17 protein-coding genes and 1 pseudogene are annotated in these 25,870 nt (G+C 67.5%); 11 read left to right on the forward strand and 7 right to left on the reverse strand.

All coding sequences use genetic code 11. The annotated features are described in order from the left end of the window. The first annotated feature begins 56 nt into the window (after positions 1-56). The 8 genes from OD750_RS17640 (at position 57) to OD750_RS17675 (ending at position 8,229) form a co-directional block, all read left to right on the forward strand. Complete coding sequence (locus OD750_RS17640) at positions 57-2,177, forward strand: RHS repeat domain-containing protein (RefSeq protein ID WP_272842020.1); 2,121 nt, start codon at positions 57-59, stop codon at positions 2,175-2,177. Beyond that, a complete protein-coding gene (locus OD750_RS17645) occupies positions 2,174-2,839 on the forward strand; it encodes an RHS repeat domain-containing protein (RefSeq protein ID WP_272842021.1) in 666 nt (221 codons plus the stop codon). Before OD750_RS17640 ends, OD750_RS17645 begins: the two co-directional genes overlap by 4 nt. Positions 2,840-2,966: 127 nt before the next feature. Continuing rightward, on the forward strand, positions 2,967-4,931 hold the full coding sequence (locus tag OD750_RS17650) for an RHS repeat-associated core domain-containing protein (RefSeq protein ID WP_272842022.1): 1,965 nt from the start codon (positions 2,967-2,969) through the stop codon (positions 4,929-4,931). Between the two features lie 10 nt (positions 4,932-4,941). Continuing rightward, complete coding sequence (locus OD750_RS17655) at positions 4,942-5,202, forward strand: hypothetical protein (protein ID WP_263545123.1); 261 nt, start codon at positions 4,942-4,944, stop codon at positions 5,200-5,202. Positions 5,203-5,260: 58 nt separating this feature from the next. Next, entirely contained in the window at positions 5,261-5,869 is a 609-nt protein-coding gene (locus tag OD750_RS17660) for an OmpA family protein (RefSeq protein WP_263545124.1), read from the forward strand. A 142-nt stretch (positions 5,870-6,011) separates the two neighbouring features. Next, positions 6,012-6,557, forward strand: coding sequence for an OmpA family protein (locus OD750_RS17665; RefSeq protein WP_263545125.1), 546 nt, complete (start codon positions 6,012-6,014; stop codon positions 6,555-6,557). Positions 6,558-6,906: 349 nt separating this feature from the next. Beyond that, the gene (locus tag OD750_RS17670) at positions 6,907-7,173 is read left to right on the forward strand and encodes a DUF6959 family protein (protein ID WP_263545126.1); all 267 of its coding nucleotides are present in this window, start codon (positions 6,907-6,909) and stop codon (positions 7,171-7,173) included. 69 nt (positions 7,174-7,242) lie between these two features. Next, positions 7,243-8,229: an IS5 family transposase gene (locus OD750_RS17675; RefSeq protein ID WP_263545127.1), complete on the forward strand. Its 987-nt coding sequence runs from the start codon at positions 7,243-7,245 to the stop codon at positions 8,227-8,229. Between the two features lie 682 nt (positions 8,230-8,911). On the opposite strand, the pseudogene OD750_RS17680 reads toward OD750_RS17675, so the two are convergent. The 7 genes and pseudogenes from OD750_RS17680 to OD750_RS17710 form a co-directional block, all read right to left on the reverse strand. Continuing rightward, positions 8,912-9,095: pseudogene (locus OD750_RS17680) on the reverse strand (IS1595 family transposase); the annotation flags it as partial. A gap of 54 nt (positions 9,096-9,149) precedes the next feature. Continuing rightward, a complete protein-coding gene (locus OD750_RS17685; RefSeq protein WP_263545128.1) occupies positions 9,150-10,394 on the reverse strand; it encodes an FG-GAP repeat domain-containing protein in 1,245 nt (414 codons plus the stop codon). Between the two features lie 20 nt (positions 10,395-10,414). Beyond that, on the reverse strand, positions 10,415-11,677 hold the full coding sequence (locus OD750_RS17690; protein WP_263545129.1) for an FG-GAP repeat domain-containing protein: 1,263 nt from the start codon (positions 11,675-11,677) through the stop codon (positions 10,415-10,417). A 145-nt stretch (positions 11,678-11,822) separates the two neighbouring features. After that, the gene (locus OD750_RS17695) at positions 11,823-14,012 is read right to left on the reverse strand and encodes a winged helix-turn-helix domain-containing protein (RefSeq protein WP_263545130.1); all 2,190 of its coding nucleotides are present in this window, start codon (positions 14,010-14,012) and stop codon (positions 11,823-11,825) included. Positions 14,013-14,173: 161 nt separating this feature from the next. After that, a complete protein-coding gene (locus OD750_RS17700; RefSeq protein WP_272842023.1) occupies positions 14,174-17,308 on the reverse strand; it encodes a S8 family serine peptidase in 3,135 nt (1,044 codons plus the stop codon). A gap of 25 nt (positions 17,309-17,333) precedes the next feature. Then, positions 17,334-21,530 (reverse strand): Ig-like domain-containing protein, encoded by a 4,197-nt coding sequence (locus OD750_RS17705; protein ID WP_263545131.1) that lies wholly within the window; start codon positions 21,528-21,530, stop codon positions 17,334-17,336. 125 nt (positions 21,531-21,655) lie between these two features. Continuing rightward, a complete protein-coding gene (locus OD750_RS17710) occupies positions 21,656-24,004 on the reverse strand; it encodes a winged helix-turn-helix domain-containing protein (protein WP_263545132.1) in 2,349 nt (782 codons plus the stop codon). Between the two features lie 364 nt (positions 24,005-24,368). On the opposite strand from OD750_RS17710, the gene OD750_RS17715 reads away from it, so the two are divergent. The 3 genes from OD750_RS17715 to OD750_RS17725 are packed head-to-tail and all read left to right on the forward strand — an operon-like array spanning position 24,369 to position 25,812. Then, on the forward strand, positions 24,369-24,875 hold the full coding sequence (locus OD750_RS17715) for a pyridoxamine 5'-phosphate oxidase family protein (protein ID WP_263545133.1): 507 nt from the start codon (positions 24,369-24,371) through the stop codon (positions 24,873-24,875). Positions 24,876-24,895: 20 nt separating this feature from the next. Next, the gene (locus OD750_RS17720) at positions 24,896-25,408 is read left to right on the forward strand and encodes a response regulator (RefSeq protein ID WP_263545134.1); all 513 of its coding nucleotides are present in this window, start codon (positions 24,896-24,898) and stop codon (positions 25,406-25,408) included. After that, positions 25,405-25,812, forward strand: a complete 408-nt coding sequence (locus OD750_RS17725) for a response regulator (RefSeq protein ID WP_263545135.1) — start codon at positions 25,405-25,407, stop codon at positions 25,810-25,812. The genes OD750_RS17720 and OD750_RS17725 overlap by 4 nt, the downstream gene beginning before the upstream one ends. Positions 25,813-25,870 lie beyond the last annotated feature (58 nt).

A 25,870-nucleotide genomic window follows, 5' to 3' on the forward strand; every position in this document is an offset into this window, starting at 1 on the left:
GCGCCGGACTGCGTAGACCTCGGCGGAGGATGAATCAATCACCAGGAGACGCCGCAATGGAACCGCAAGAACGTTCGTTCGCAATACGAAGTCGCGCATGGCCCACAGGACTCGCCGCTGCCCTTGCGCTGTCGCTCGCCGCACATGCCCAATCCTCGCCCGATCCGCTCGCGCTGCGCGGCAGCGCAAGCGTTCCCGCCTACGTCGAGTACGACAAAAAGGTGCGCGCGTCCGAACAGCTCTCGCCACTCAGCGGCGAACTGTTTGGTGAAGATGTCTCGTCGTATACCGGCGCGACCGAGTTCAGCCACGTCGACATCGACATCCCCGGCAACAACGCATTGCCGGTACAGCTGCGCCGCCGCTTCGTCGTGAGCGCACTCGTGCCCGACCAGGCGCACGACCCGAGAGGCGGTCCCGGTAACGCGTTCGGCGGATTGGCGAACTGGGATATCGAGGTGCCGTACGTCTACGGCACGTTCGACAGCCACTACGGCTGGAACATCCCGCTCGGTGCGAGTTCGCAACAGCCGCGCTGCTCGCAGAATTTCGCGCCGCGCAAGACCGCGCCGAACGTCACGATCCGGGACGTGTGGTCGGGCAACAAGGTGCACATTCCCGGTCGCGGCGATAAGGAAATCCTGCGGCTCGACGCGAGCTATCCGCCGCTGCAGTACCCGACCGACGGCCGCGCGCCGACGTGGTCGACGAGCGAGTTCGATGCGTTCGCCTGCACGCCGCATGCCGTGTCGTCGAACGGCGAAGGCTTCGCGATGACGACGCCGGCGGGCATCACCTACACGTTCGACGTGTACCGCGAACGCGCCTATGCCTCGGTCGAGGCCGGCGGCAACACGAACCTGCGCAAGGTGGTGTACCTGCTCGCGAGTTCCATCGCGGACCGCTACGGCAACGCGGTGACGTACACGTACGACGACGTCGGCCGTCCGACGTCGATTCGCGACAACGGCGGCGGCCGCGAGATCCGGCTGACCTACGACGCGACGAGCAGCCGCCTGCTCACGAGCGCGTCGGTCACCGTTGCGATTCCCGGCCAGTCGACGCAGACCCGCACGTGGCGCTACGCCTACGAGAACGGCGCCGACGGCCTGCCGCGCCTGAAAACCGTCACGCTGCCCGACACCGCGTCGCAGTGGATATTCGACTACCACTACAACGCGCCGGGCGATCCCGACCCGGTCCCCGACACGTATCTGTACGTCCAATACCTGCCGCCGAAACCGTCGAACAACGAATGCGCGGCGGCCACGTTCCAGCCGGCCCGGTTCTCGATGCGCATCACGCACCCGTCCGGCGCGAACGGCGACTTCCGGTTCGCGATGGGCCGCCAGCAGCGCACGGTGCCGCAGCCGAACTGCCCGACCGGCGGCGGCCAGTTCCTCAAGACACCGTACGTCGACACTTACAGCCTGGCATCGAAAACCCTGTCGGATACGGCCGACACGTCGAGCACGTGGCGCTACGCGTATGCGATCGGCACGTGCACGCGCTGCACGAACACGGTCATGACGCAGCCGGGCAACAGCGGCACGGTCACGTACCGCTTCTCGAACGTCTACGGCGCGACGCTCGCGGGCACGACGCCGGCCGGTTCGGCGATCGAAGGCCAGTTGCTCGACACGATCACGCGCGACAGCAACAACGCGGAGCTGAACCGGGTCGCCAATACCTACGTGACCGGCGTCGACCTCAGCGGCATACCGCTGACCGGCTATCCGTTCCCGGCACGCTATGGACTCGGCGGCGGCGGCGACGATCCGTCGTCGGGTAGCGTGCGGCCGTTGAAGTCGGTCGTGACGACGCAGCAGGGCGTGACGTTCACGAAGTTGCACAAGACGTTCGACGCGCTCGCACGTCCGCTGGAGGTCGAACGATCGAGCCCGCTCGGCACGAAGACCGAAACGACGGCCTATGTCGACGACAAGCAGCGCTGGATCCTCGGCCTCGTCGACACGGTGACGAACGACGTATTGCCGCTGAACCCGGTCGTCGACAACCGCTATGACGCGCTTGGCAATCTGATCGAGGTCACAGTCGTTCGGCCGCATCGACCGACAGATGACGTGGAACGCCGACGGCACGCTCGCGAGCGTCACCGAAGGTGCGAACACGACGACGCTCGGTGCGTTCAAGCGCGGCATTCCGCACTAGCGTGACCTACGCCGACAACCGCACGCGCAGCGCGACGATCGACGATGCGGGCGATATCCGTTCCGTCACCGACGAATACAGCGAGGTCACCCGTTACGGCTACGACGCGCTGCGGCGATTGACGTCGATCACGTATCCGGCGAACGACACCGTGGCGTGGTATCCGACGACGATCCAGTACGAGCGCGTCGGCACCGAACTGGGCGTTGCCGGCACGCACTGGAAGCAGACGACGACGACCGGCAGCGCGCGCAAGATCACGCACTACGACCAACGACTGCGGCCGGCCGTGACGAGCGAGGTCGATATCGCGGTCCCGTCGACGCAGCGCTATGTGCGGCGCGGTTACGACTATGCGGGCCGCGACAGCGTTCGTGTCGTATCCGTCGGCGAGTGCGTCGACGAGCGCCGGAACGACGACGACGTACGACGCGCTCGGCCGCGTCACCGGCACCAGCCAGACCTCCGAACTCGGCCCGCTGACGACGAGCACGCACTACGACGCCGGTTTCCAGAAGCGGTTCGTCAATGCGCGCGGCAAGACCACGACGACGCAGTTCCAGGCGTTCGACGAACCGGACGAATCGTCGCCGGTCGTGATCGACGCACCCGAGAACGTCCGAGACGACGATCGGTCGCGACGTGTTCGGCAAGCCGACGAGCCTGACGCGCAGCGATGCCACGATCAGCGCGACGCGTGCTTACGTCTACGACGAATACCAGCGCCTGTGCAAAACGATCGAACCGGAAAGCGGCGCGACGGTGCAGGCGTATAACAGTGCCAATCTCGTCGAGTGGAAGGCAAGCTGGGCAGAACCTCACAAGCACGTCGAACTGCCAGCAGAGCCAGCGTCGCGAACAACCAGAAGATCCACTACGCGTACGACGCCCGTGATCGCCTGCTGACGACGAACTACGGCGACGGCAGTCCGAACGTCGTGCGCACGTACACGTTCGACGGGCTGCTCGAAACGATCACATCCGACAACAGCCGTTGGACGACGACGTACAACAAGCGCCGGTTGTCGACGAATGAAACGCTGCGGCTGGACGGCATCGACTACGCGATCGGCTACGCGCACAGCCGCAACGGCCACGTCAGCGGCATGACGTATCCCGATGGCTCCGCCATCGACTACGCGCCGAATGCGTTGGGCGAAGCGACGCGGGTCGGCACCTACGCGACGCAGATCGTCACGCACCCGAACGGCGCACTGGCCGGCTTCACCTACGGCAACGGCATCGCGCATACGACCGAGCAGAACGAACGGGGCTTGCCGAGCCGCAGCGCCGACGGATCGGTGCTCAGCGACCGATATGTGTACGACGCGAACGCGAATGTCGCGAGCATCACCGACGAGAACGGCGGCGCGTTCACGCGCACGATGACGTATGACGATCTGGATCGTCTCAAGACCACGCGCAACGATCCGCGCTGGGGCGGTACGCAAACGTTCGGCTACGACGCGCTCGACAACCTGCGCAGCATGACCGCACCGGGCTTCAACTGGGCGTGGCAGTACACCGCCGCGCAACGGCTCGATCGCGTCGACAGCGGCGGCAGCGCGCTGATCGCGTACACGTACGACACGCGTGGTCGTGTCGCGACGCGCACGGTCGCGAACCAGCCGCCGTTGACGTTCGCGACCGATCTCGCCGATCGCGTAACGCAGATCGGCCCGAACGTCGCGAGCTACCGCTACGACGGCCACGGCCGCCGCACGGCGGTGACGAAAGGCGGCGTCAAGACGGTGCAGGTGTACAGCCAGGCCGGGCAGCTGCTGTACCAGAGCGCGCCGACATCGACGAGCGACGGCATCTTCAAGAACGGCTTCCAGCAAGGCGATACGAACTACGCGCCGCAGACCGGCGGCAACAAGCGCTACGTCTATCTCGGGCGGCATCTGATCGCCGAAGACGGCACGGCAGTTCGCACGTACATCCACACGGACGGGCTCGGCTCGCCGGTGCTGACGACGAGCACGAGCGGCGCGGCGACAGCGCGCAACGACTATCGGCCGTACGGATGGGGGCCGGCGGCACAATCGACGCCGGGCTACACCGGCCATGTTGCCGATGCGGAGACCGGCCTCTCCTACATGCAGGCGCGGTATTACGACCCGTTTGCGGGGAGGTTTCTGGCGATCGATCCGGTTGCCGCGAGCGACCTGAACTTCAACCGGTACTGGTATGCGAATAACAATCCTTATACGAACATCGACCCAGATGGTCGAAACCCGATGGCAATTGCACAGGCATGTGCAGCTAGTGTTCCATGTGCCGGCGCTGCTGCTGGAGCCGCTGCTGCCTTGGCGTCTGCGCTCTCAAATCCACCCGCGGGGCAATCCGGTTATCTTCTGACAAATGCCATATATCCGGGAATGCCCCTGGCGCAAGCAAGCGAAACGTCAAATGCAGAAGGCGGGAATGGTGGGGAAAGCGCTGCTGCAAGCGCCGACGATGAGGGCAAGTCGACGCCAGCAGGGAACAAGGATGCAGGGCGCACGGATCACGGCACAGAAAGGGCCGAGGAGGCGAAGACGGATTCGCACCGGCAAGTCGGGGACAAGAACAAAGTTATAGACAAGGGCAGAAAATACATAGACAACGACACCGGGAATACGGTCTATGTGGATGGTGATCGAGTTGTAGTTACCAATAGTAAAGGTGAACAGATTTCCCAGTTCAGAAACACCAGAGCCAATACAAATGACAGGGTTTCCTCCGGCCGGTGGACTCCTGTTAGCAAAGACAAATAAGGAAAGTGCGATGGTATATCAAGAAATTAGAATTTGGAAAAAAATAGGGAGTGACATGGCGGTTAGATACTTCTGCCTGCTTGATATTTCCAGCGGCAAGTACCGCGTGCAAAGCGCGGATTTCTTTCGTCTACCTGTAACTGCTGAACAAGTCAAATTCTTTGAAAGCCAAGCTGCGGAGTTGTTCATTGAAACATCCTCGGCGGGTGTTGACGATTGGCACGTGACTATTGAGAAAGCAATAGAAATGCACGAAAAGAACTTCTCGTAGCAAGTAGGTGATGTCTGGTTGGTTGACGGCGGGGTAAGTCAGGAGAATATAGAAGGCTATGCCAGAGGTTCCGTTGCCAAGGTTTGCCGAAACAGCACGGTTGACAGTTGCGGCTCCGGAAAATGAGCGCATGGAAATTATTAAAATACCATTCATTTTTATAATCGGGTTGCTTTCGATAATTGCCGGCTGCCAAAAGAGTGCGAAAATTGATCAGATTAGGAATGTCGAAGCTTCCTTCGAGTTCAATCAGATTCTATTCAAGTCGGGAAGGCCAAGGGCTGGGGACTCACTCGCCGACGCTGTAGTTTCAAATATCGACGAGATGAAGAAGCTAAAGGCCAATGCTGACCTTCTGAGGAAAATACCCGCCTTTCAAGTTGAAATTCGCGGCACAACTGACAACGTCGAGTGTGCAGGCTTAGATTGCTATGATCTGTCGACGCGACGGGCGCGCATGATTTACGACTGGCTCCGGCGCTATGAGGTTCCCGGCGAAAGTATCTACGCGTTCCGAGGCTTCGCAACGGAAAGGCCGATCAGCGACAACAAGGACGAAGAAGAAAGGCAGCGAAGTCGTCGTGTGGAATTCGGTTTGATCCGCACGAGCTATGGGCGCACTCGTTCGTTGATAGACAACGTCAAGCGCGAGGAGTTGTCTGAGTAAGTCTCGTTTTTCTGAGACTAATCTAGACACAAGGACCTTTTCGGCAGTGGCGTCGGCCAAGCTATCAATAAAGATACGTGCGAGGGTCGGTATGGCTTGCGCCGGGAATACGAGCGGCAGCTTTGGTCCAAGAGATTGAACGATGGACTCCAAAAAGATCGCAGAACTTGTGCTGTTGGCTGGTCTGATTTTAACGAGCCTCGGCTGCCAGCGAAACACGAAAAGTGACGAGTCGGCAACTGACGTGGCGTCTTTTCAGTTCAACAAAATTCTATTCCAACCGGGACGGCCTCGGGCGGGCGAAGCTCTCGCCGATGCAATGGCGCCCCCTGGTATCGATCAATTGAGAAATCTAGAAACCAACGCATATTGGCTGAGAAAAGTCCCAGGTTTCCAGGTTGAAATTGCGGGCACTACCGACAATGCAGAGTGTGCTGGCGTCGATTGCCATGACCTATCGACCCGACGAGCCCGCATGGTTTACGACTGGCTCCGTAACAACGGCGTTCCTGACGAATCGATCTATGCATTCAGGGGATTCGCCACGGAAAAACCAATCAGCAACAACAGAGATGAAGAAGAAAGGCAGCGGAGTCGCAGCGTGGATTTTGGTGTCATTCGAACAAGCTACGGCCGCACTGATTCTTTAATTGACAACGCTGGGCATATTGATGAAAAAAATCAATGACGCCCGAAGCCAACTGAAATCTGGATACCCAGAATTTTCCTCGGTCCGGCAACAGTCACGGCTGAGCAGCGTTTGCTTGCGCTGCTCAGCCGGTTTTCTGGGCTGCAGATAGCGGGACACCAGCAGATCGCAGTGGCGAGACAATAACAGTGGTCGGAAGTCGGGCATCTGGGAAGGCCAGGTCAAATTCCGATTGGGACTACGTTGTGTGCGCAAGCTCCTAGACCAGAAACAATCTGTCTCGTTCACTGTCTGGCGCCGGCAACATAAACGAGGGGCGACCAAACATTGACATTTTTAAAGGTCAGGTTGACGAATCGAGGCCGTTTATTGAAATAGGACCTTGGCGATGAAGGGTGAAATTGGCGTAACTATTTACGGAGCGCTGAGCAATAGTGCTACGATTCGAGTGCCTGGCAGAAATAACCCTGCCATTGCGCTTCAGTCGGATACATTGAAATCGTTGATCGATCAAATCAGAGGAGTGGAAAAATTAGTGGCTGCGGGTGAGTTGGCTGAAGCAGGCGATGAACTCTCGGGTGTCAGTGAGTTTCTGGAGAACCTTTACCGCGGACTTATAGCCGATATTACGGCCGAGGGTGAATCACTCGTCTAGGGATGGTCTGAACAAGTCCCACGCCAGGCGGTACAATAATCCCATTCTGCAACGGGCGGGTTGAGCGCCATGAGCCAGATGAGCTTCTCCGATGCCGAGTACGCAGGCAAGCGCAAGAAGACGCGTCGCGAGATCTTCCTGGCGGAGATGGAGCAGGTAGTGCCGTGGGATCGACTGCTGGCAGTGATCGAGCCGCACTACCCGAAGAAAAGCAATGGCCGACCGCCGTATCCGCTGATGACGATGCTGCGGATACACCTGATGCAGAACTGGTTCGGCTACAGCGATCCGGCCGTGGAGGAAGCGCTGTACGAGATCGCACCGGTACGTCAGTTTGCCGGGGTATCGCTCACGCGCGGTACGGTGCCGGACGAGACGACGATCTTGAACTTCCGGCACCTGCTGGAACGTCACGCGCTGGCCGCGAAGATCTTTGAGGTGGTCAACGCGTATCTGGGCGAACGCAATCTGCTGCTCAAGCGGGGCACGATCATGGACGTCACGATCATTCACGCGCCCAGTTCTACCAAGAACGCCTACGGCGAACGCGATCCGGAAATGCATCAGACCAAGAAAGGCAATCAGTGGTACTTCGGGATGAAGGCGCACATAGGTGTGGATGCCGACTCCGGGCTGGTCCACACGATGACGACGACGGCAGCGAACGCGGCCGATGTGACGCAAACGGCGGCGTTGCTGCACGGCAAAGAGAAGTCGGTATACGGCGATGCCGGCTACGTTGGCGCGAACAAGCGCGAGGAACTGAGCGGGCGCAAAGTGCGTTGGCACATCGCGGCCAGGCGCAGCACGGTGACAGCACTCAAGGCCGGCCCGTACCGACGTGCGGTGGAAGAACTCGAGTACCTCAAGGCGACGATGCGGGCGAAGGCCGAGCATCCGTTCCGGGTGATCAAACGGCAGTTCGGCTACACCAAGACGCGGTTCAAGGGCCTGGCGAAGAACACTAGCCAGCTACTCGTGTTGTTCGGCCTGTCGAACCTATGGATGGCGCGTCGCCGGCTGATGGCAATGCGAGGCGCCAAGGCTCGGCATTGACCGAACCGGCGCGGAGACGGTGCCAGGAAGGCGTGTCTCACTGAAGGGATTTATCCCAAAAGCGACGTCAGTGCTCGCAAGTCGGCGACAGCGCGATCGGGTTGGGCTTTTTCAGACTATCCCTATGTCGGAACGACGAGCGGGTTTATCAGATTCTATCCCGCCGGTGCGCCGATCGTCGGCGACAATCGTTATTCGTTAATCAAGACCATCCGCAAAGGAATAACCTTTGCCGAAGAGGGAAATTAATGATTATCTCGATGCTTGTCTCAGTTCTTCTTGCTTCACAGCACCCAGACATGTTGGACATGCCTATGACATGTGCTGTCGCCATCCACATTGCACTGCGTCAGGCGGATAAGGGCGAAGGCCGTGCCGAGCCATCTCGAGATTTGCTGGAGTTGTCATCGAAGTACTCGACCGCAACTTGTTTCGAATCGAGAAAGAAAAAAGGAAGGTGGGTTGTTATTTTTGCGCCGGGCGGATTGCTGCTTGATGGCAGCCTCGTATACGTTGTCGAGCCCGATATGAAAATACGGCAAGTTCGAGGTGTTCCGTGTGAGGACCATCCGGTGCCTACGGTTTGCGAATAGCCGCTCAGAGGATGTTGCAGGAAACCGAATCACGGGGCTCTCAGCTCTGGGAGCATTGACACAAAAATGTACCTTATTAGCGACGAAGCTCAGCCATGAAAATTCCTCGCTGTGCGCAGGAGCGGCTCGGCGCAAGGTGCGCAGAGAACCATGGCGCGCAGCAGCCGCGGCAGCATCTCGCGCAAGCGAAAGCGTCGGTTGAACCGATACGCCGCTTCGGTCAGATAGCGGCGCGTACTTGGCCTGCTTGATCGAGTGATAGCGTCCATCGACGAGTCCGATTGCGCGCCGGTCGCGCGATTGCGTGCCTTGTGTTCGGCGGCATCCCTACAGATGCCAGTACACGACGATCGCATGGCGGCTGCGGTCCACGACGGCGAGATCGGTCTTTCCGTCGTTGTCGAAGTCGGCGGCGACGAGATCGTCGGCGGCGTAGCGCTCCGGCAGCGCGTCGGGCGCGCCGAACCCGCCGGCGCCGTCGCCCGGGTAGATCGTCACCGCCGGCCTGTCGTCGCGGCGCGTGGTGACCACCGCATCGACGCTGCCGTCGCCGACGACGTCGGCCAGGACGACCGCGCCGGGCGCGGCGTCGAACGCGATCGCCGGCGACGGCGACGTGTAGGCGAACGACTGCGCGCCCGTCGCCGTGTTGCGGTAGGACTGCAAGCGATAGCGCCGGCCGTCGATATCGGGGTCGTGCGAATAGAACAGCACGCCGAGGTCGGGCTTCGTATCGCCGTCGAGGTTGCCGGCGGCCACGTCGAGGATGTCGGCGTGTTCGATCGACGCGTGCAGGAGCACGCTGCGGTACTGGCTGCCGAGCGGATGCGTCTGATTGTTGAACGCGACCTGCACGGTCTTGGATTCCGCGCCGACGGCGACCAGCTCCGGCCTTCCGTCGCGCTCGAAATCCACCGCGACGAGGCGCTGCGGATACGCGGCGACGCCGATGCGCGGCCGGGTCGTGTCGAAGCGGCCGTCGCCGAGGCCGTAGGCGACGGCGACCGAGTTGCGATAGAGCATCGATCCGCCGGCGCCGCCGTTCCAGAAGCGGAAGTTGTTGAGCGGGTCGGCGTCGATGACGGCCACGTCGAGGTCGCCGTTGCCGTCGAAGTCGCCGGCGACGAGATCCTCGACGCACGCATGCGGCCCGAGGACGTCGAGATTCACGGTCGTGCGGGTCTCGAATCGTCCGTCGCCGCTGCCGGCCAGCAGCCTGAACGCCGTCGCGTCGGCGACGACGAGGTCGATGTCGCCGTCGCCGTCGAAGTCGCCGGTCGCGAGCGCCGATGCCGCGGCGTTGCCGACGCTGCTCGACGCGAACGTGCGCGAAGGGCCGCTGGCGAGCACCTGCACCGCGACCTGCGGCACCGCGATCGCGAGATCGCGGCGCCCGTCGGCATTGAGATCGTCGACGACGCGCAGGTGCGTGCGGAACGCGCCGCGCGGGTCGGTGTCGTTCGTCGGCAGCGGATAGCGCACGCCGGCGGCGTAGGGCGCCGCCGCGGCCGGCGCGGACAGTACGGCGAGCGCAAGGCCCGGCAGAATGGATCTGTGGAAAGAGGGAAACATCGGCAGTCCTTCGCGGTGGGTTATTGAAAGCCGTCGGCGAACAGGCGGTCGTACGCGGCGTCGTAGACGTACACTTCGAGACTTTGCTGCGTGACGACGACGATGTCGGGCCTGCCGTCGCCGTCGTAGTCGCCGCGCGCGAGGCCGAGGCCGCGCGCGCCCTGCGTCGCGGGCGACGCGACCGGGGCCGGCGGATCGAACACGAGTTCGCAGTGGCAGTTCGCCGGGCTGCGTCCGAACAGGATCGCGAACGGGTTGTCGTCGCAGTTCACGAGGATGTCGGCGATGCCGTCGCCGTTGTAGTCGCCGACGCGCACGCTGGCGTTGTAGGCGGTGCAGCTGCCGAGCGGCAGTTCCTTGTCGACGGCGAACACCGACGCGGTATCGCGGTTGAGCAGCAGCCGCAGGTACGAAGCGCCGCCGGTTCGCGAATAGTGCACGACGGCGTCGGGCTTGCCGTCGCCGTCGATGTCGCCGATGCCGATGTCGCCGGGCATGTTGCCGAAGTCGGGCGACTGCGCGTCGGGCGGCGCGAAGCGCAGCGTCGGCAGCAGGCGCGGCCCCGTGCCGCCTTCGTGCACGGTCACGCCGAATTCGCCGGCGCCGTTCGCGGTCAGGATTTCCGCCTTGCCCGCGCCGCCCGTCGCGGTCACGTCGGCGAGCGCGACGCGCCACGCGTTCGTCACGGTCGGTGCGCGCCCTTGCGACTGCGTCGTGCCGGCGGTGTTGCCGTACGCCACGAGGCCGCTCGTCGGTTTCGTGCCGCCGCCGGTGAAGCCGTCTAGCGCGACGATGTCGGTCGCGCCCTGGCCGTCCACCTGTCCGGCGGCGACGCGCGTCATGCGGTTGAACGTGCTTTCGGGCGCGGTGATCGTTTCCATGTTGCGAAAGCGTCCGCCGCCGAGGCCGAGGATGCGCCGCAGCGTTCGCGACGTTTCGGCGAAGACGAAATCGACGCGGCCGTCGTTGTTGAAATCGCCGGCGGCGTAGGCCGGCATCGCCTGCGTCCAGACCTGCTGCTGCCAGAACGGCAGTTCTTCGGCGACGAAGCGACCGCCGCCCTGTGTCAGAAACAGCAGCGCGGGCCAGCGCTCGCTGCCCGACTGGAAGCGCGGCACGACGAGGTCGGGTCGGCCGTCGCCGTTGGCGTCGAAGCCGCTGACGAGGGGCGTGTCGTCGTTCGCCCAGAAGCCGCCGATGTGCTGCACGTGGCGAAATGCCGGCGTTTCGGCGACCGCGGCGTGCGTCGCCGCGACGAGGAGCAGGGGGATGAGATGACGCATTCGGGTGTCCGCAGTCGAGAGGGGCGCACCCTGCGCGATCGCTCCGGAAGAAGTCCCGACGGCCGTCGAACGAAAATATCCGCGAGCGCGGACAAGCACTTGCGTGTTGGCGACGGCGCGCTGGCGACGGCGTGCCGGCGACGCCTCAGCGTCGTGCCGGCAGCGGCAGCCACGCGAGGTCGTGCGCGCGCGGCAGCGTCCGGGCGATCAACAGTTCGCGCGCCTCGCGCCGCACGGCGAGGCCGAGCGTCGCGACGCCGTCCGTCGGTTCGACGAGCACCGGCGCGGCGTCGGCGCCGACGAAGTACAGGCCGAAGTTTTTGCCGGCCGGTTCCATCAGCACGTAGATGCCGTCGTCGGCGCGCGTCCAGGCGTAGGCGGTCCAGTAGCCCATGTCGTCCACCCGGCGCTGCGTGGTGCCGTCGGGGGCGCGGCGCATCAGGGCCTGCCGGCCGGCGTCGATGTAGTAGACGCCGCCGTCGGCGTCGCCGCCGATCGGGCCGCGTTCGAGTCCGCGCGCGAGCGACTGCTCGACACCGGTTTCGCGAGAGCGTCGCCACAGCGTGCGTTCCGCGTCGGCGAACGCGACGTAGTAGAGCCACTTGTCGTCGGGCGAGAGCCACGCCTGCTCGATGCGACGCGCGGTGACGCCGAGGCGGGTCCACGCGCCGCGCGCGAGATCGAACTCGAACAGCACGCCGCCGCCGTCGTCGGCCCGCATCGGCACGACGAGCGACGTTCCCTCGGCGCTGAAGGCCGGCGTGCCCTGCGGCACGAAGCCGGCAACGTCGGGCAGGCGGCGCGTCGCCTGACCTTCGCGCGCGACCCTCACGGCCACGCGGCCGTCGTGGTCGGCGAGAAACGCGAGCGCCGTGCCGTCGGCCGAGAGGCGCGGAAACCACTCGTCGCCGCGCTCGCCGCGATGCGGTTGCTCCAGTGTCGCGTCGGCGCTGCCGTCGATCGCCTGCCGCACGAGGCCCACGCGCCGCGTGCCGAGGCAGAACAAGAGCCGCGACCCCGCGCGGTCGATGACCGGGTCGGTGGCGCCGCGCAGGCCGAGCGGCTCGCGCCGGCCGGTCGCGGCATCGACGCGCCACAGGCCCGCGTCGATGCCGCGGTGCACGCCGATCACGAGGCCGCTGCCGTCGGGCAGCCACGCGTAGCCGTCGAGGCCGATGTCGTCGGGAACGACTTGGCGCATGCTGCCGCCGGCGGCGTCGAAAATCCACAGCCCGCTGTTCGGCTGCGGGCCGCGGCGGATCGCGAGCCGGCGCGCGTCCGGCGACCAGCGGGCCTGTACGTCGTCCGCGGCGGCGTCGCGCGGATAGTCGAACGGCGTCACGCCGCCGTCGGCGAGGTCGAGCCGGTGCAGGCTCATGTGCGCGTCGCCGGGCCGCATGCGCGGCACGAGCAGAAACGCATCGTCCGGCGAAAATTCGAGCCATTCCGCAAAGCGCGTGCTGCAGTTGCCGATCTCGCGCTCCGTGCCGTCCGCGAGCGCGTGCAGGCGGATGCGGCAGGCGCCGTCGTCGCCGAAGTGCTGATAGGCCACGCGCGTGCCGTCGTGCGACACGGCCAGCGCGAAGTCGGCGCCGCCGGTCAGGCTGCCGATCCGCGTCTGCGCGCCGTCGAACGTCCTGGCGAAGACGCGCACGGTGCCGTCGACCGGCGCGGCGAACAGCGCCCGGCTGCCGTCGGGCAGCAGATCGGCGTAGCCCATGTAGTCGGCCGCGGGCGTCAGGATTTGTGGAGATCGGGAAAAAGCGGCGCGCAGCGATGCCGCCGGGTACGCGTCGCTTTTCGGTTCACGCTGCCACGGCAACACGATGACTGCGATCGCGATCGCAATCGCGAGACCGACGGGGAGCGCGATGCCGCTGCGACGCAGCCGTTGCGGCGGCGCAGGATCGGCGGCGGTCGTCGCGGCGGCGGCCGTGTCGTCGTCGCCGTCGGCACCGCGCGCCGGCGCCGCGGCGTCTGCCGGCGGTTGCGACGCCGGATCGGTCCCGCGCGCGACCGGAGCGACGGGACACAGCAGGCGATAGCCGAGTTTCGGAATCGTCTCGATGTAGCGGCGCTGCGCGGCGTCGGTATCGCCGAGCGCTTGGCGCAGTTCGTTGATCGCCTTGCCGACGACTTCGTCGCCGGTGGCGACGTGTCCCCACACGCGGTCGAGGGCCGCGTCGCGCGACAGCGGCCGGTCGCCGGTTTCGATCAGCGCGCGCAGCACGGCTGCGGCACGCGGCGTGAGCCGGTGTTCCTTTCCGTCGCGACGGATGCGCTGCGTGCCGAGGTCGGCCACGGCGTCGCCGAGTTGCCAGATGTCCGTCTGCATCGAAAGGGGCGAGAGGGGCGGGCGCGAATTCTCGCCGGTTCCGCGGACCGTGGAAATGGCGAGGCGCGTCGCGGGCGTTTTCGTCGCCTTCGTCAGCGAGATGCCGCGCGCATCTCGAGCGGCACACGGCGGCGCGCGACGCGCCGCCGTGTGCCGGAACGTTACGGGTTGCCGTCGAACCCGTCGGCGAACACGCGCTCGGCGGGTGCCGCGCACACCGTGCAGATCGGCGTGAACGCGGGCGTCGGCACGAGTTCCCAGCGCAGGATGCGGCCGGCGTAGCCGCCGGCGGCGTCGGTGGCGGTGAGTTGCCAGGCCCCGGCCGTGTTTTCGCCGACGAACGCGGCGAGCGGCTGCACGGGGCGCGCCCGCAGTACCGGCCAGCGCTCGCCGACGTTCGCGGTGCACGCGCCTTCGGCATCCGCTTCGCCGTCCGCGAACGTGACGTCGACGTTGCGATTGCCGCAGCCGAAGTCGCCGGTCGCGGGCACGCCGGGGCGATCGAGCAGGGTCACTTCCGTGCCCGACGGCGAGCGCAGTTTCAGCGTGAGGTCGCCGACCCAGCCGTGCTCCACCGTCACGCGGACGGCGAGCCCCGCGAGCGTCGCGCTCTGCGGCACGTCGATGCGCGACGTCGCGGCGTCTGCGGTGCCGTCCGGAATCGGCCGCGGCACGTCGAGCGGGCGGAAGCCGTCGAGGCCGCTGTGCACCGTCACGCGCGCGTCGTAGGCGCCCGCGTCCGACGTCACGCGTATCGGCAGCGCGAAGTCGGCGAGGCAGGCCGCCCCCGCATCGAGTTGCACGGTGAGCTCGGCGTCGCGCGTCTGGCCCAGCGCGACGTCGCCGAGCGCGACGCTCGACGCGAGGTAGTGCACGCCGGCCGGCGCGGGATACGAGAGCGCCGCGGTGACATTGTGGAATGCGCTGCCTTGTGCCGTAACGGGCACGCGCAGGTGGACGAACTCGCCGGGCTCCGCGATGCCGTTGCCTGGGCCGGCGTTCGCGGCGCATTCGTCGCGGACGGCCGTCGCCGCGGCATCGATGTCGAGATAGACGAACGTGCCTTCGCCGCGTATCGCGACGGTCAGGCGCTGGTCGACCGAGCCGCCGTTCGCGTCGCGCAACACGATGGTGCCGTAGGCGACTTCCTGCATCACCGTGCCGTAGCGCGGCGCGGCCGTGAGCGTCAGCGTGCGGCTCTCGCCCGGTGCGAGGTCGAACTGCGCGGGCTCGACCGTCACGCCGAAGACCTCGGGCGGGCCTTCGAACGACGCGCTCCAGCGGCCGGGCGTCGTGCCGCGATTCGTCACGGTGCGCGTGAAGACGCAGGCCGGCGTGCAATCGACGTCGCGCAACGCCGGCAGGTTCAGCGCGCGCAGGTCGAGCGTACCGCCGGCCGGATTGGCGGCGACAAAACGGGCGTAGGTTTCGTCGAGCACGAGGCTCGCGCGTGCCGCGCGCGCGACGTCGATGCGGCCGCTGCCGACGTCTTCCTGGGTCCACGGCGTCGTCGCGTTGTCGCCGTAGCCGTTCGGCACGGCGGTCGTCTGCAGCACCGACCGCACTTCGCTCGGCGTCCAGGCCGGATGCAGCGCGCGCAGCAGCGCCGCCGCGCCCGCGGCGTGCGGCGATGCCATCGAGGTACCGCTGAGATAACGGTACTCGCCGCCCGCGGCGTCGAACGGCGCGTAGATGTTCACGCCGGGCGCGGCGAAGTCGGGCTTGGTGAGGTTGACGAGGGTGCCCGACGTCGGGCCGCGCAGACTGAACGTCGCGAGCACGTTGCCGCGCTGCAGCGCGGGCACGAAGTCGACTGCGACGTCGGTGCCGCCGGTTGCGCCGAGGAACGCCTTCAGGACCGCGGCGTCCGCCTGGTCCAGGCTGTACGCGGGCAGGCTCGCGGTGCCGACGTTCATGTAGATCGATTCGGGGTCGTCGTTCGCGACGACAACCGCCGTCGCGCCCGCCGCCGCGGCGCGGTTGATTTTTTCCTCGAACGTACAATCGCCGCGGTCGATCAGCGCGAGCGTGCCGTCGAAGTAGCCGGGCGCATAGTCGCCGCAGCCGTCCGGGTTCGCGGTCGGATAGCGCAGCGTCGCGCCGGTGGCGGCGACGCCGGGGTCGAGGCCGGAGCCCGGGCGGATCGCGAGTGCGCCCAGCGTGGCCGGCGGCATGCCGGGCCCGGTCACGGCGAGCGTGCCGGCGCCGACCACGTTGCGATCGTGCGTCACCGCGGCCGTCGATGCCATCCACGGCCCGCGATGATTGACGTTGCCGACCGGATTCGTCACGACGCCGGTGTTGCCGGCCGAGGCCACCACGACGATGTCCGCACCGACGGCGTCGAGAAACGCGCGGTCGGAGTCGGTCCAGGGCGACGATCCGCCGGAAATGGAAAAGTTCACGACGTCGACGTCGTCGGCGATCGCGTTCTCGATGCCGGAGAGAATCGCCGCGCCGTCGCACGAGTTGGTCTCGCACACCTTGTACGAACGCAGCCGCGCGCACGGCGCGACGCCGGACATCGACGTGTACGGCGCGGGCAGCAGCGGCGCGGGCGTCGTGGAAAGGTCGAGCCGGTTGCCGACGGCGGTTCCGCCCACGTGCACGCCGTGGCCGTTTTCCGCGTTCGCTTCCGGCGACGGGCCGGTGCAGATGCCGCCGCTGCTCGCGCTGCAGTCCGACACGCTGACGAGCTTGCGATTCGTCGCGCCGAAGCCGCACGACGCGTCGTCGGCGAACGACGGATGCGCCGAATGCGCGCCGGAGTCGATCACGCCGACGACGATGCCTTCGCCGCGCGTGCCGATGCCCAGCGGCGCCGCGCTGCCGTTCCACACGGCGTCGGCGCCGATGTAGGTCGGGCCGCGGTAGGTGTCGACGGTTTCGACGCCGGCCTTGCGCACGCCTTCCACGCCGTCGAGCGTCGCGACGCGCGCGGCCTCGGCGGCGGTGAGCTCGGTCGCCACGCCGTTGACGGTCACCGCATAGCTGTGCGTGACGGGCACGTCGCGGCCGAGCGCCGCGGCCATCGCGGCGACGTGCGCCGCGCGCTGCGTTTCGAGATAGCGCGAATACGCGCGGCTCGCGTCGCTGCCGGCGGCGAGGCGCCGCGCGCCGGTCGCCGCGGGCGCGGTCGCGCGCAGCGAGGCGACGCCGCCGGCGTAGTGCAGCAGGCCCGGTTCCGCGAAGCTCACGATGTAGCGCTCGCGATGTTCGGCGGCGTGGGCGAGGGCGGTCGCGGCGAGCGCAGCGACGATCGCGCCGGAAATTTTGTTGAGAAAGATCTTTTTCATCATTCGTTCCCGTGGCCGCGCGCGTTCAGCGCGCCGGGCCTTCGAAGTCGTCGGAGAAGATCGCCTCGCCGTCCACGTGCAGCGACACGGGCACGGCGGTCAGCGGGCGCGAGCGGTCGTTGCTGTCGATGCACAGCTGCGCGGCGTAGTCGCCGGGTTCCAGCGCGCTTGCGTCGACGGCGATGTCGATGAAGTCCGTCGTGCCGGCTGGCGTGACGCCCGCCGTCGCGCTCGCGGAGAGCCACGGCACCGCGCCGGGGAACGCGCAGTCGCCGCCGCTGCGGGCGATGGCGAGCGAGTCGACCGAGATGTGGCCGAAGTTGTCCGGCAGCAGCGGATAGCGCGCGATCCGCTGCGCGCGGCCGGTGACGAGGTCGATCGCGTAGAACCCGCCGGTCGCGCCGCCCTCCGGCTGGTATGCGGCGAGGTAGAGCGTGCCCGTCACGTCGTCGAAGTCGATGCTGTTGATGTAGGTGAGGTCGAGGCCGAGCGAGCCGATCGCGGCGGCGGCGCCGTTCGTCTTGTCGATCGCGACGAGCGCGTCGTTGTACGAATCGATGCCGTACAGGAGGCCGTTCGGCGCGACCGCGATGTCGTTGACGCAGATCGCTCCGCCGCCGGCATACGCGATGTCGCCAACCTTGCGCACCGCCGCGCTGACGGGATCGATCGTATGCAGCGTCGATGCCGCGGCGTAGTCGCACCAGCGTCCGCCGCCGCCGGTCGAGGCATACATCGTCTGCGTCGTGCGGTCCCACGCCATGCCGTTCCAGCGCGGATACGGCGGTTCGTCGGCGTGCTCGGGCTGCGGGCGGCCGATGTTGGTGTAGTGGCCGTCGGCGAGGTCGATCGTCGAGAGCGAGTAGTCGCTGTCGAAGTAGCCGTCGAACACGTAGAGCTTGCCGAAATCGTTGCCGGCGAAGTCGCCGCCGTAGTTGTTGCCGTAGATCGCGGCCGGCGTGACGTGCACGAAGCGGTCCGGCGTCGCGGCGTCGAAACCGACGGGATACATGCGGCCGCCGGCGTTGGTCCATTCGTCCTTCACGCCGTAGGCGGGCACGGCGAACGCGCTGGCGGGCGCCGGGTTCGTATCGACGGTCGCGGGCTGCGGCTGGAGCGGCGCGCCGGCCGGTTGCCGCGGCTCATGCGGCGCGACGGTGCCGCCGAGCGGCACCACCCAGTGCGTCGTGAGCGGGAAGTGAGCGTTCGGCGCGACCGCGTCGAGATTCCACGCGAGCGGCAGCGTGCCGGAGTTGCCGATGCCGAGCCGCAGCGTCGCGGCGCCGCCTTCGGGCGTCTGCGCCGCGAGCGACGACGGATACGTGCGCAGCCGCGGCGTGCCGACGCCGACGCGCACCTGCGACGAGGCCGAGTGCGGCATCGGGGTCGGCGACCAGGCGATCTGCGAACCGTCGTCGAGCGCCGGCGTGTTGTACGCGTACTGCTGCCGGATGTAGCCGTCGTGGTTGGCGAGGCCGACGGTCGCCGACGCGCCGCGATCGAGCGCCGCGTTGCCGGCGCCGAACGTCGTCTTGTCGTAGGCGAAGCGGATGGCGCCGGATTCCTCGACGATCGCCTCGAAGCGGACGCCGTCGCCCGCGTTCGGCGCGCTCGAATGATCCTTGCGATCCCACTGCACGATCAGACGGCGGTTCGGGGCCGAACCGTCGGTGCGCACGTACACCTGGCCGTCGTTGCCGAGAAGATCCCACCACGGCAGGATGCCGTCGGTGCTGCCGGCGTACATGCCGTGGAACTGCACGTTGTCGCCGACGAACGGCGGAACGTACAGCATGTACGGCAGCAGGCACTCGCCGCGAAACAGGCGCAGCGCGCCGCTGTTGTGGATGCACACGCTCGCGTCGCCGCCCTCGCGGAACGTCGCGCCGAAAAAGTGCATCGTGAAAGGAACCGGCAATGTATACACGCCGCCTTCGCCGAGGTTCAGCGCGGCGCCCGTGCCGCTGATGTCGACGAACGGCGCGCCGGCCGTCGTTTCGACGGCGTAGCGCGGTCGTTCGGCGAGCGCGGTCCAGGTGAACGTCGGCGCCTGGCCCAGCGTGCCGGCGTTGAACACTTCGTTGTGCTGCATCGTCGCGCCCGGCGCGAGCGGGCGGCTCATGAGGTAGCGCAGTTCACCGGCGTTCCAGGTGGTCGGGTGGTATTGCAGCGTGCGCGGATCGAACGTCAGGCCGTGCTGCGTCAGCGTGAACGGCGTTTGGTTCGTCGCCGTGAAGCAGAAGTTGACCGGCTCGCCGGCCGGCACGTCGATGCTCGTCGCCGTGCCGCACGCGGGCGGCGGTTCGGTGCCGACGGTGACGCGCAGCGCGATGCCGCCGGCCTGCGCGCCGTCGTTGCCGAGCGCGAACGTCGCGACGCGTCCCTCGGCCGTGGCCGTCACCGCGTACGCACCGGTCGTCGCGTTCGCCGTCGCGACGACGGACGCCTTGCCGTTGGCGTCGGTCGTGACGCTCGTCGCCGACAGCGTCGCACTCGCGCCGGATGCCGGCGCGGCGAACGTCACCGGCACGCCCGCGACCGGGCGGCCGTCGTCGGTCGTGACGCGCACGTCGAGCGGCAGGGCGAACGGCAGGCCGGTCGACGCGACCTGCGTGCCGCCGCCGCTGACCGTGATGGCGGCGGGCGTCAGGAACGTCGCGTCGATGCCGCAATCGGCGAAGACCGGCGCCGTCGTGTACGTGCTGCCCGAGAGCGTGCCGCCGCAACCGGTCACGGTGTCGACGTACCAGCCGGCGTCCGGCGCGACGGTGAAGCCCGTGGTTTCGCCGGACGCCACCTGCTGCGGCGTCGACGGCGACAGCGTGCCGTGCATCGGCGCGTTCGGCGTGACGGTGAAGTACTGCGTGCCGCCGACGAAGGTCGCCGTGACCGTGCAGTCGGCCGTCGCCGGCGCGATCGTGTACGTGCCGCCGTTCAACGTGCCGCCGCAGCCGGCGACGCTGCCCACCTGGTAGCCGTCGTCCGGCGTCACGGTGAAATCGAACGTCGATCCCTGATCGACGGTCTGCGGCGTCGACGGCGCGATCGTGCCGTGCGCGCCGGCCGCGGGCGTGACGGTGTAGCGCGGAAGGTCGAGGTGTCCGTCGGCGAGCAGCGGCGCGAGGTAGTTGCGCGGGTGGCCGCCGACCTGCGTGAAGCGGCCGCCGACCATGATGCGGCCGTCGGGCAGCGGCAGCATCGCGTCGACACGCGCGTTGAACGCCGGATCGACGAAGCCGGTGTCGAGCGTGCCGTCGGCGTTGAGGCGTGCGACGTTCGCGCGCGGCTGGCCGTAGACGCTCGTGAACTGGCCGCCGATCAGCACCTTGCCGTCGGCCTGCGCGGCGAACGCGTAGACCGCGCCGCTCACGTCCGCGTTGAAGCCGGGCAGCAGCGCGCCGTCGGCCGACAGGTGCGCGAGTCGCGCGCGCGGGGTGCCGTTGACGGTGGAGAACGGACCGCCGATGAGCAGCGTGCCGTCGGCGCGCACCAGCACGCTCGCGATGGTGCTGTTGACCGTGGGGCCGAACGTGTTGTCGAGCGAGCCGTCGGGGTTGAGGCGCGCGATGCGCGTTTTCGTCACGCCGCTGTACGACGCGAACTGGCCGAAGACGATGATCTTGCCGTCCGGCTGCAGCGTCACCCCCCAGTGCCGGCTGGTCGCGCCGGTGCCGGAATCGAACGTGGGGTCGACCGTGCCGTCGGTGTTCAGGCGGGCGACGCGCACGCGCGGCTGGCCGTTGACCGTGGTGAAGTCGCCGGCGGCGATGATGCGGCCGTCCGGCTGCAGCGCGAGCCCGTAGATGCGCGTGATCCCGCCGCCCGCGAACACCGGCGCGAACGCGCTGTCGACGTTGCCGGCCGCATCGATGCGGGCGAGCCGCGCGTGCGCTTGGCCGTCGACGTTGGCGAAGTCGCCGGCGACGAGCAGCCGGCCGTCGGGGTAGCGCGCGAGCACGTTGATCGGACCGTCGAACGCGACGGCGGGACTCGGCGCGGCCGTACCGTCCGGCGTCAGTCGCGCAAGACCCGTGCGCGGCACGCCGGCGATGTTCGCGAACGAACCGGCGGCGATGAGATCGCCGTTCGGCTCGGCGGCGAGCCCGACGACGATGTTGTCGGGATTCGGCGCGTACACGGCCGCGGCCGCTCGCTCCGCACCGGCCGCGAGGGCCGTGCACAAGCCTGTCGCCGCGAGCATCGCGGCCAGAAAACCTTTCATGTCGCTCCCCGTCTGGTCATCCGTCCTGCGGATCGGGCAACCGTAGATCGCCGCCGCCAGCGTGGCATTCCTGGCGTCTTTCGTTGATGTTGACGGCGATTGCGAACGGGTTTTGCGACGGTTGTTTACGGTTGCGAGGCCATGGCGAGCCGCGCCGGCAGTGTGCGTTCGCCGGCCAGCGCCTTCGCCCGGTCGAGCGCGACCGTCCATGCGGCGGGACGGCCGGCCGCGTCGAGCACGGCGAGCTGCACGAGCGCGCAGTCGTAGTCGGTGTCGACGCACGGCGCGATCCGCCCGGCCACCGCCGCGGCGTCGTCGGCGCGGCGCTGCGCGAGCAGGCGGTCGACGTAGCCTGCGACCACCAGCACGGTCTGCGCCGGCAGCGCCTGACGCTGCGCGAGCGCGAGCGCGGCGCGGTAGTCGCGCTCGGCGTCGGCGTCGCGACCCCGGTGCGCCGCCCATTCGGCACGCGCGAGCAGCAGCACGGCGGATGAGTCGACGTTGTCGCGCGCGAGCTCCGCTTCGATCGCCGCGACGTCGACGTTGCCCGCCGCGATCGACGCGCGTTGCCGCACGATCACCGCGCGCGCCCGCAGCTTCGGCGCGCTGTGCGGCGGCCAGACATCGAGCGCCGCCTCGGCTTCGTCGGCGGCGTCCTGTGCGCGACCGCGACGCCACGCGAGGTCGGCGCGTGCCGCGTGCCAGTAGCGCAGCGCCTGCGGTCGCACGCCGGCGTGCGCGACGCGGAGATCGGCCAACAGCGCCTCGGCTTCGCGATAACGGCCGAGCGCCGCGAACACCAGCGCGCGCTCGGTGCCGATCAGGAGCGCGAGGCCGGGATCGCCCGCGCGATCGCGCAGCGCCCACAGGCGCTCGCTCGTCGCCAGCGCGTCGTTCCAGCGCAGCATTTCCATTTCGAGATCGAGCATGCCGGCGCGCACCGATACCAGGCGTTCGACCGCGCCGAACGCCTCGAAGCGCTCGGCCGCGCCCGCGAGGTAGGTGTGGCCGAGGTCGAGATGGCCGCGCGCCCATTCGAGCAGTCCGAGGTTGCCGTCGACCTGGGCCAGCCCGAGACGTTCGCCGAGGCGCTGGTACATCGCGCGCGCGGCGCCGAGGTCGTCGGCCGCGGCGTCGAGATTGCCGCCGGCAACGCGCGAGATGCCGCGCCCGTTCAGCGCCTTGGCGTACTCCGGCCGGTCGCGCAGATCCGCGAGGACTTTGACGGCGGCGTCGTAGTCGCCTTCGGCACCGGCGAAATCGGCGCGGCGATAACGAATGTCGCCGCGCGCGGTCAGCGCCACGCCGCGCTGCGTGGCGTCGCCGCGCACGCGCGGATCGTCGAGCAGCGCGGTGAGCGCGCGCTCGGCTTCATCGACGCGCCCGGCGCGGAAATCCACCTGCGCGAGTTTGAGCCGCACGCGCGGGTCGTCCTGGTCTTCAGCACCGGTCAGCAGTGCGCGCGCGGCGTCCGGTTCGCCCGCGAGCAGCGCGGCCTGCGCCTGCTGCAGCCGCTCGTCCAACTCGCTCGCCTCCGGCAACGGCGCCGTCTGCGGCCGGCCGAATGCGGCGAGCAGCAGATCGGCCGCGCGCCGCGCGGCTTCGGTGGCGTCGGCGTGATCGGCAGACACTTCATGCCGCACGCCGCGCGGGTCGGTGACGGCGAGACGCACGGTCCAGACGCGGCTCGCGAGCGTCGCGCTGCCGCGCACCACGAGGCCGACACCGAGCGTGCGGCCGATGCGGTCGAGATCGGCCGGCGTCGGCGGCGACGCGGCGCCACGGGTCGAGGTGATGACGCTCTCGCTCAGGACGACCGGCAGACCCACGTTGCGCATGCGGTCGGCCACGAGTTCCATCGCGCCAAGGCGCAGCCAGCCCGCTTCGCGCGGACCGTCGATCGCGAGCGGCAGCACCGCGACGGTATCGGCGGCGATCGGTGCGGAGGCCGGCGCGGAGGCCGGCGCGGCAGCCGTCGCCGCTTGCGGGGCTTCGCGTTCGACGCGCAGCAGACGATATGCCGCGAAGCCCGTCAGCGCGAGCGCGACGGCGAGCGCCGCGACCGCGAATGTGGGCAGCCGCCGGCGAGGGCGCGTGGACGTCCCGGCGGACGGAACGGAAGGCGGCGACTCGGGAACCCGCGGCTCGGCGGCGGGCGCGCTCTCGATTTCGACGGTGTCGAGCACCCAGCGATAGCCGAAGCCCGGCACGGTGCGCACGGCGCGCTGCGCCTGGCCGTCGTCGCCGAGCGCGCGGCGGATGCGCAGCATCAGCTGGTTGACCTGGGCGTCGGTCACGTCGACGCGGCCCCAGACGGCCGAGACGAACTCGTCGCGCCCGACCGCGCGGGCGCGGTGCCGGATCAGATAGGCCAGGCCGTCGAAGGCGCGAGCGGGCAGGGCGACGAGCGCGTCGTCGTGCCGGAGTTCGCGAGTGGTGGCGTCGAGACGAAAGGAATCGAAGCGGTATTCCATGCGCCGATGATGAGGTCATCGCCGGTCGGACGCAAAAGCGGAAACCGCGTCGGAAGCGTTGCCGCAGTCGGTGCGCCCGAGTCCCGCGCGCGTTGCGATTTGCGTGCACCGGCGTTCCGCGCATGCGGAATGCATGACGGCGGCGACGCTGCCGCCCGCTCGATGCGCGCACTGCCGTTGCGAAGGCGCGGCCGCACGGCGGCGAAGCGGCGCCGCATTTGAAATTCATTGAAAATCGTCAACGAAAATGCGACGCCTGTCGCGAGAGAGGCAGCATGGCACGCATTCTGCTGTATCAGTCGCGTGCCTGCCGCGGGATCGCGGTCGCACGCGACGATCCGTTCGATAAGACAGGAGTTGGCTCATGGCTCACGAAGAAGCGATCGACAAGACCACCGACGAACTGGTCGAGCGGGCCTGGGAACTGGCCGCCTCGATCCGTACCGCGCTTTTCGCTACATGGTCGGGGCAGCGGCAGCACCTGACGCCGATGTCCGCGACGGTCGAACCCGCCGTGGGGGCGCTCTACTTCCTCACGACCGACGACGCGGCGAAGGTGGGGCACATCCGGCGCGACCCGAATGTGGTGGTCGCGTTCGTCGACGACAGCGCGAACAAGTACGTGACGTTCTCCGGCCGCGCGACCGTGAGCGACGACCGCGAAAAGATCCGCGAACTCTGGACGGTGTTCGCGAAGGCATGGTGGGAGTCGCCGGACGATCCGTCGATCCGTCTGATCACGGTGGTACCGAGCGAGGCGGAACTGTGGGACAGCCCCGGCAAGCTCGTGGCGTCCGTACTCATGCTGACGGCCGCCATCAGCGGTCAGCAGCCCGCCGTCGGCGATCACGCCACCCTGCGCATCCGCTGAGCCCCGGGAGCTTGCCGCCCATGCAGAACGACGATTCGGGATCGCGCGCCGTGCGGCGGGCTGCGGCCGCACGCACGGCGGGGGCCTGTCTGCGGAGGCCGAAATATGACACTCTCGGCGCCCCGCACCAGGACTATCTTCGGCCGGTGAAAAAGGATTTGCTGCCAGCGGCGCGGGAATCGGCGAAACACATCCTGGTCGTGGACGATACCGTCGACTCCCGCTTGTCCCTGTCGAGCTTGCTACGTGTCGTCGGCTATATCGTCTACGAAGCGTCCGATGCCGCCCAGGCGCTGCGGCTGCTCGAATCGTCGCTGCCGATCGACGCGCTCGTCACCGACGTCGAAATGCCCGGAGCGTTGAACGGGCTCGCACTGGCGCAGTACGTGCGCGCCGCGCATCCCGACATCGCCGTTGCGATCGCTTCCGGCGGCGACTACGCATCGCAGGTGACCGACCCCGCCGTGCTGTTCCTGCGCAAGCCCTACAAGTCCGAGCGCCTGCTCGACTATCTCGAGAGAGCCTGCTCATGACGGAAACGAATACCGCGCCGGGTGCGGACGTCGGCGCGCCGCAACTGCTGTTCGTCGAGGCCGACATCGTCGTTCGCAGCGCCATGGCGGCCTATCTGCGCGAATGCGGCTACAGCGTGATCGAAGCGGCGTCCACGGACGAGGCCCAGGCGATTCTGCTGCGTTCCGATCTCGACATCGATATCGTCGTCGCCGACGTGGACACGCCCGGCGCGCTCGACGGCTTCAGGCTCGCGCGCTGGATCGCCGAGCATCGCCCCGGCACGCACGTGGCGCTGTCCGCGACCGTTCAGCGCGCCGCGAAGCTGGCAGCCGAACTGTGCAGGGAAGGACCGAATTTGACGGTGCCCTACGACCACGCAGCGCTGCTCGACTACATCAAGCGGCTGCGCATCAAGCGCTAGTATCGCGTTCCGTCGATACGTCGGATTGACGTTCGGACGGCGATGCGGCGAGACGAGG

Origin of the sequence: Tahibacter soli (genome assembly GCF_025717065.2) — a bacterium.
GTDB classification, from domain to species: Bacteria; Pseudomonadota; Gammaproteobacteria; order Xanthomonadales; family Rhodanobacteraceae; genus Tahibacter; species Tahibacter soli.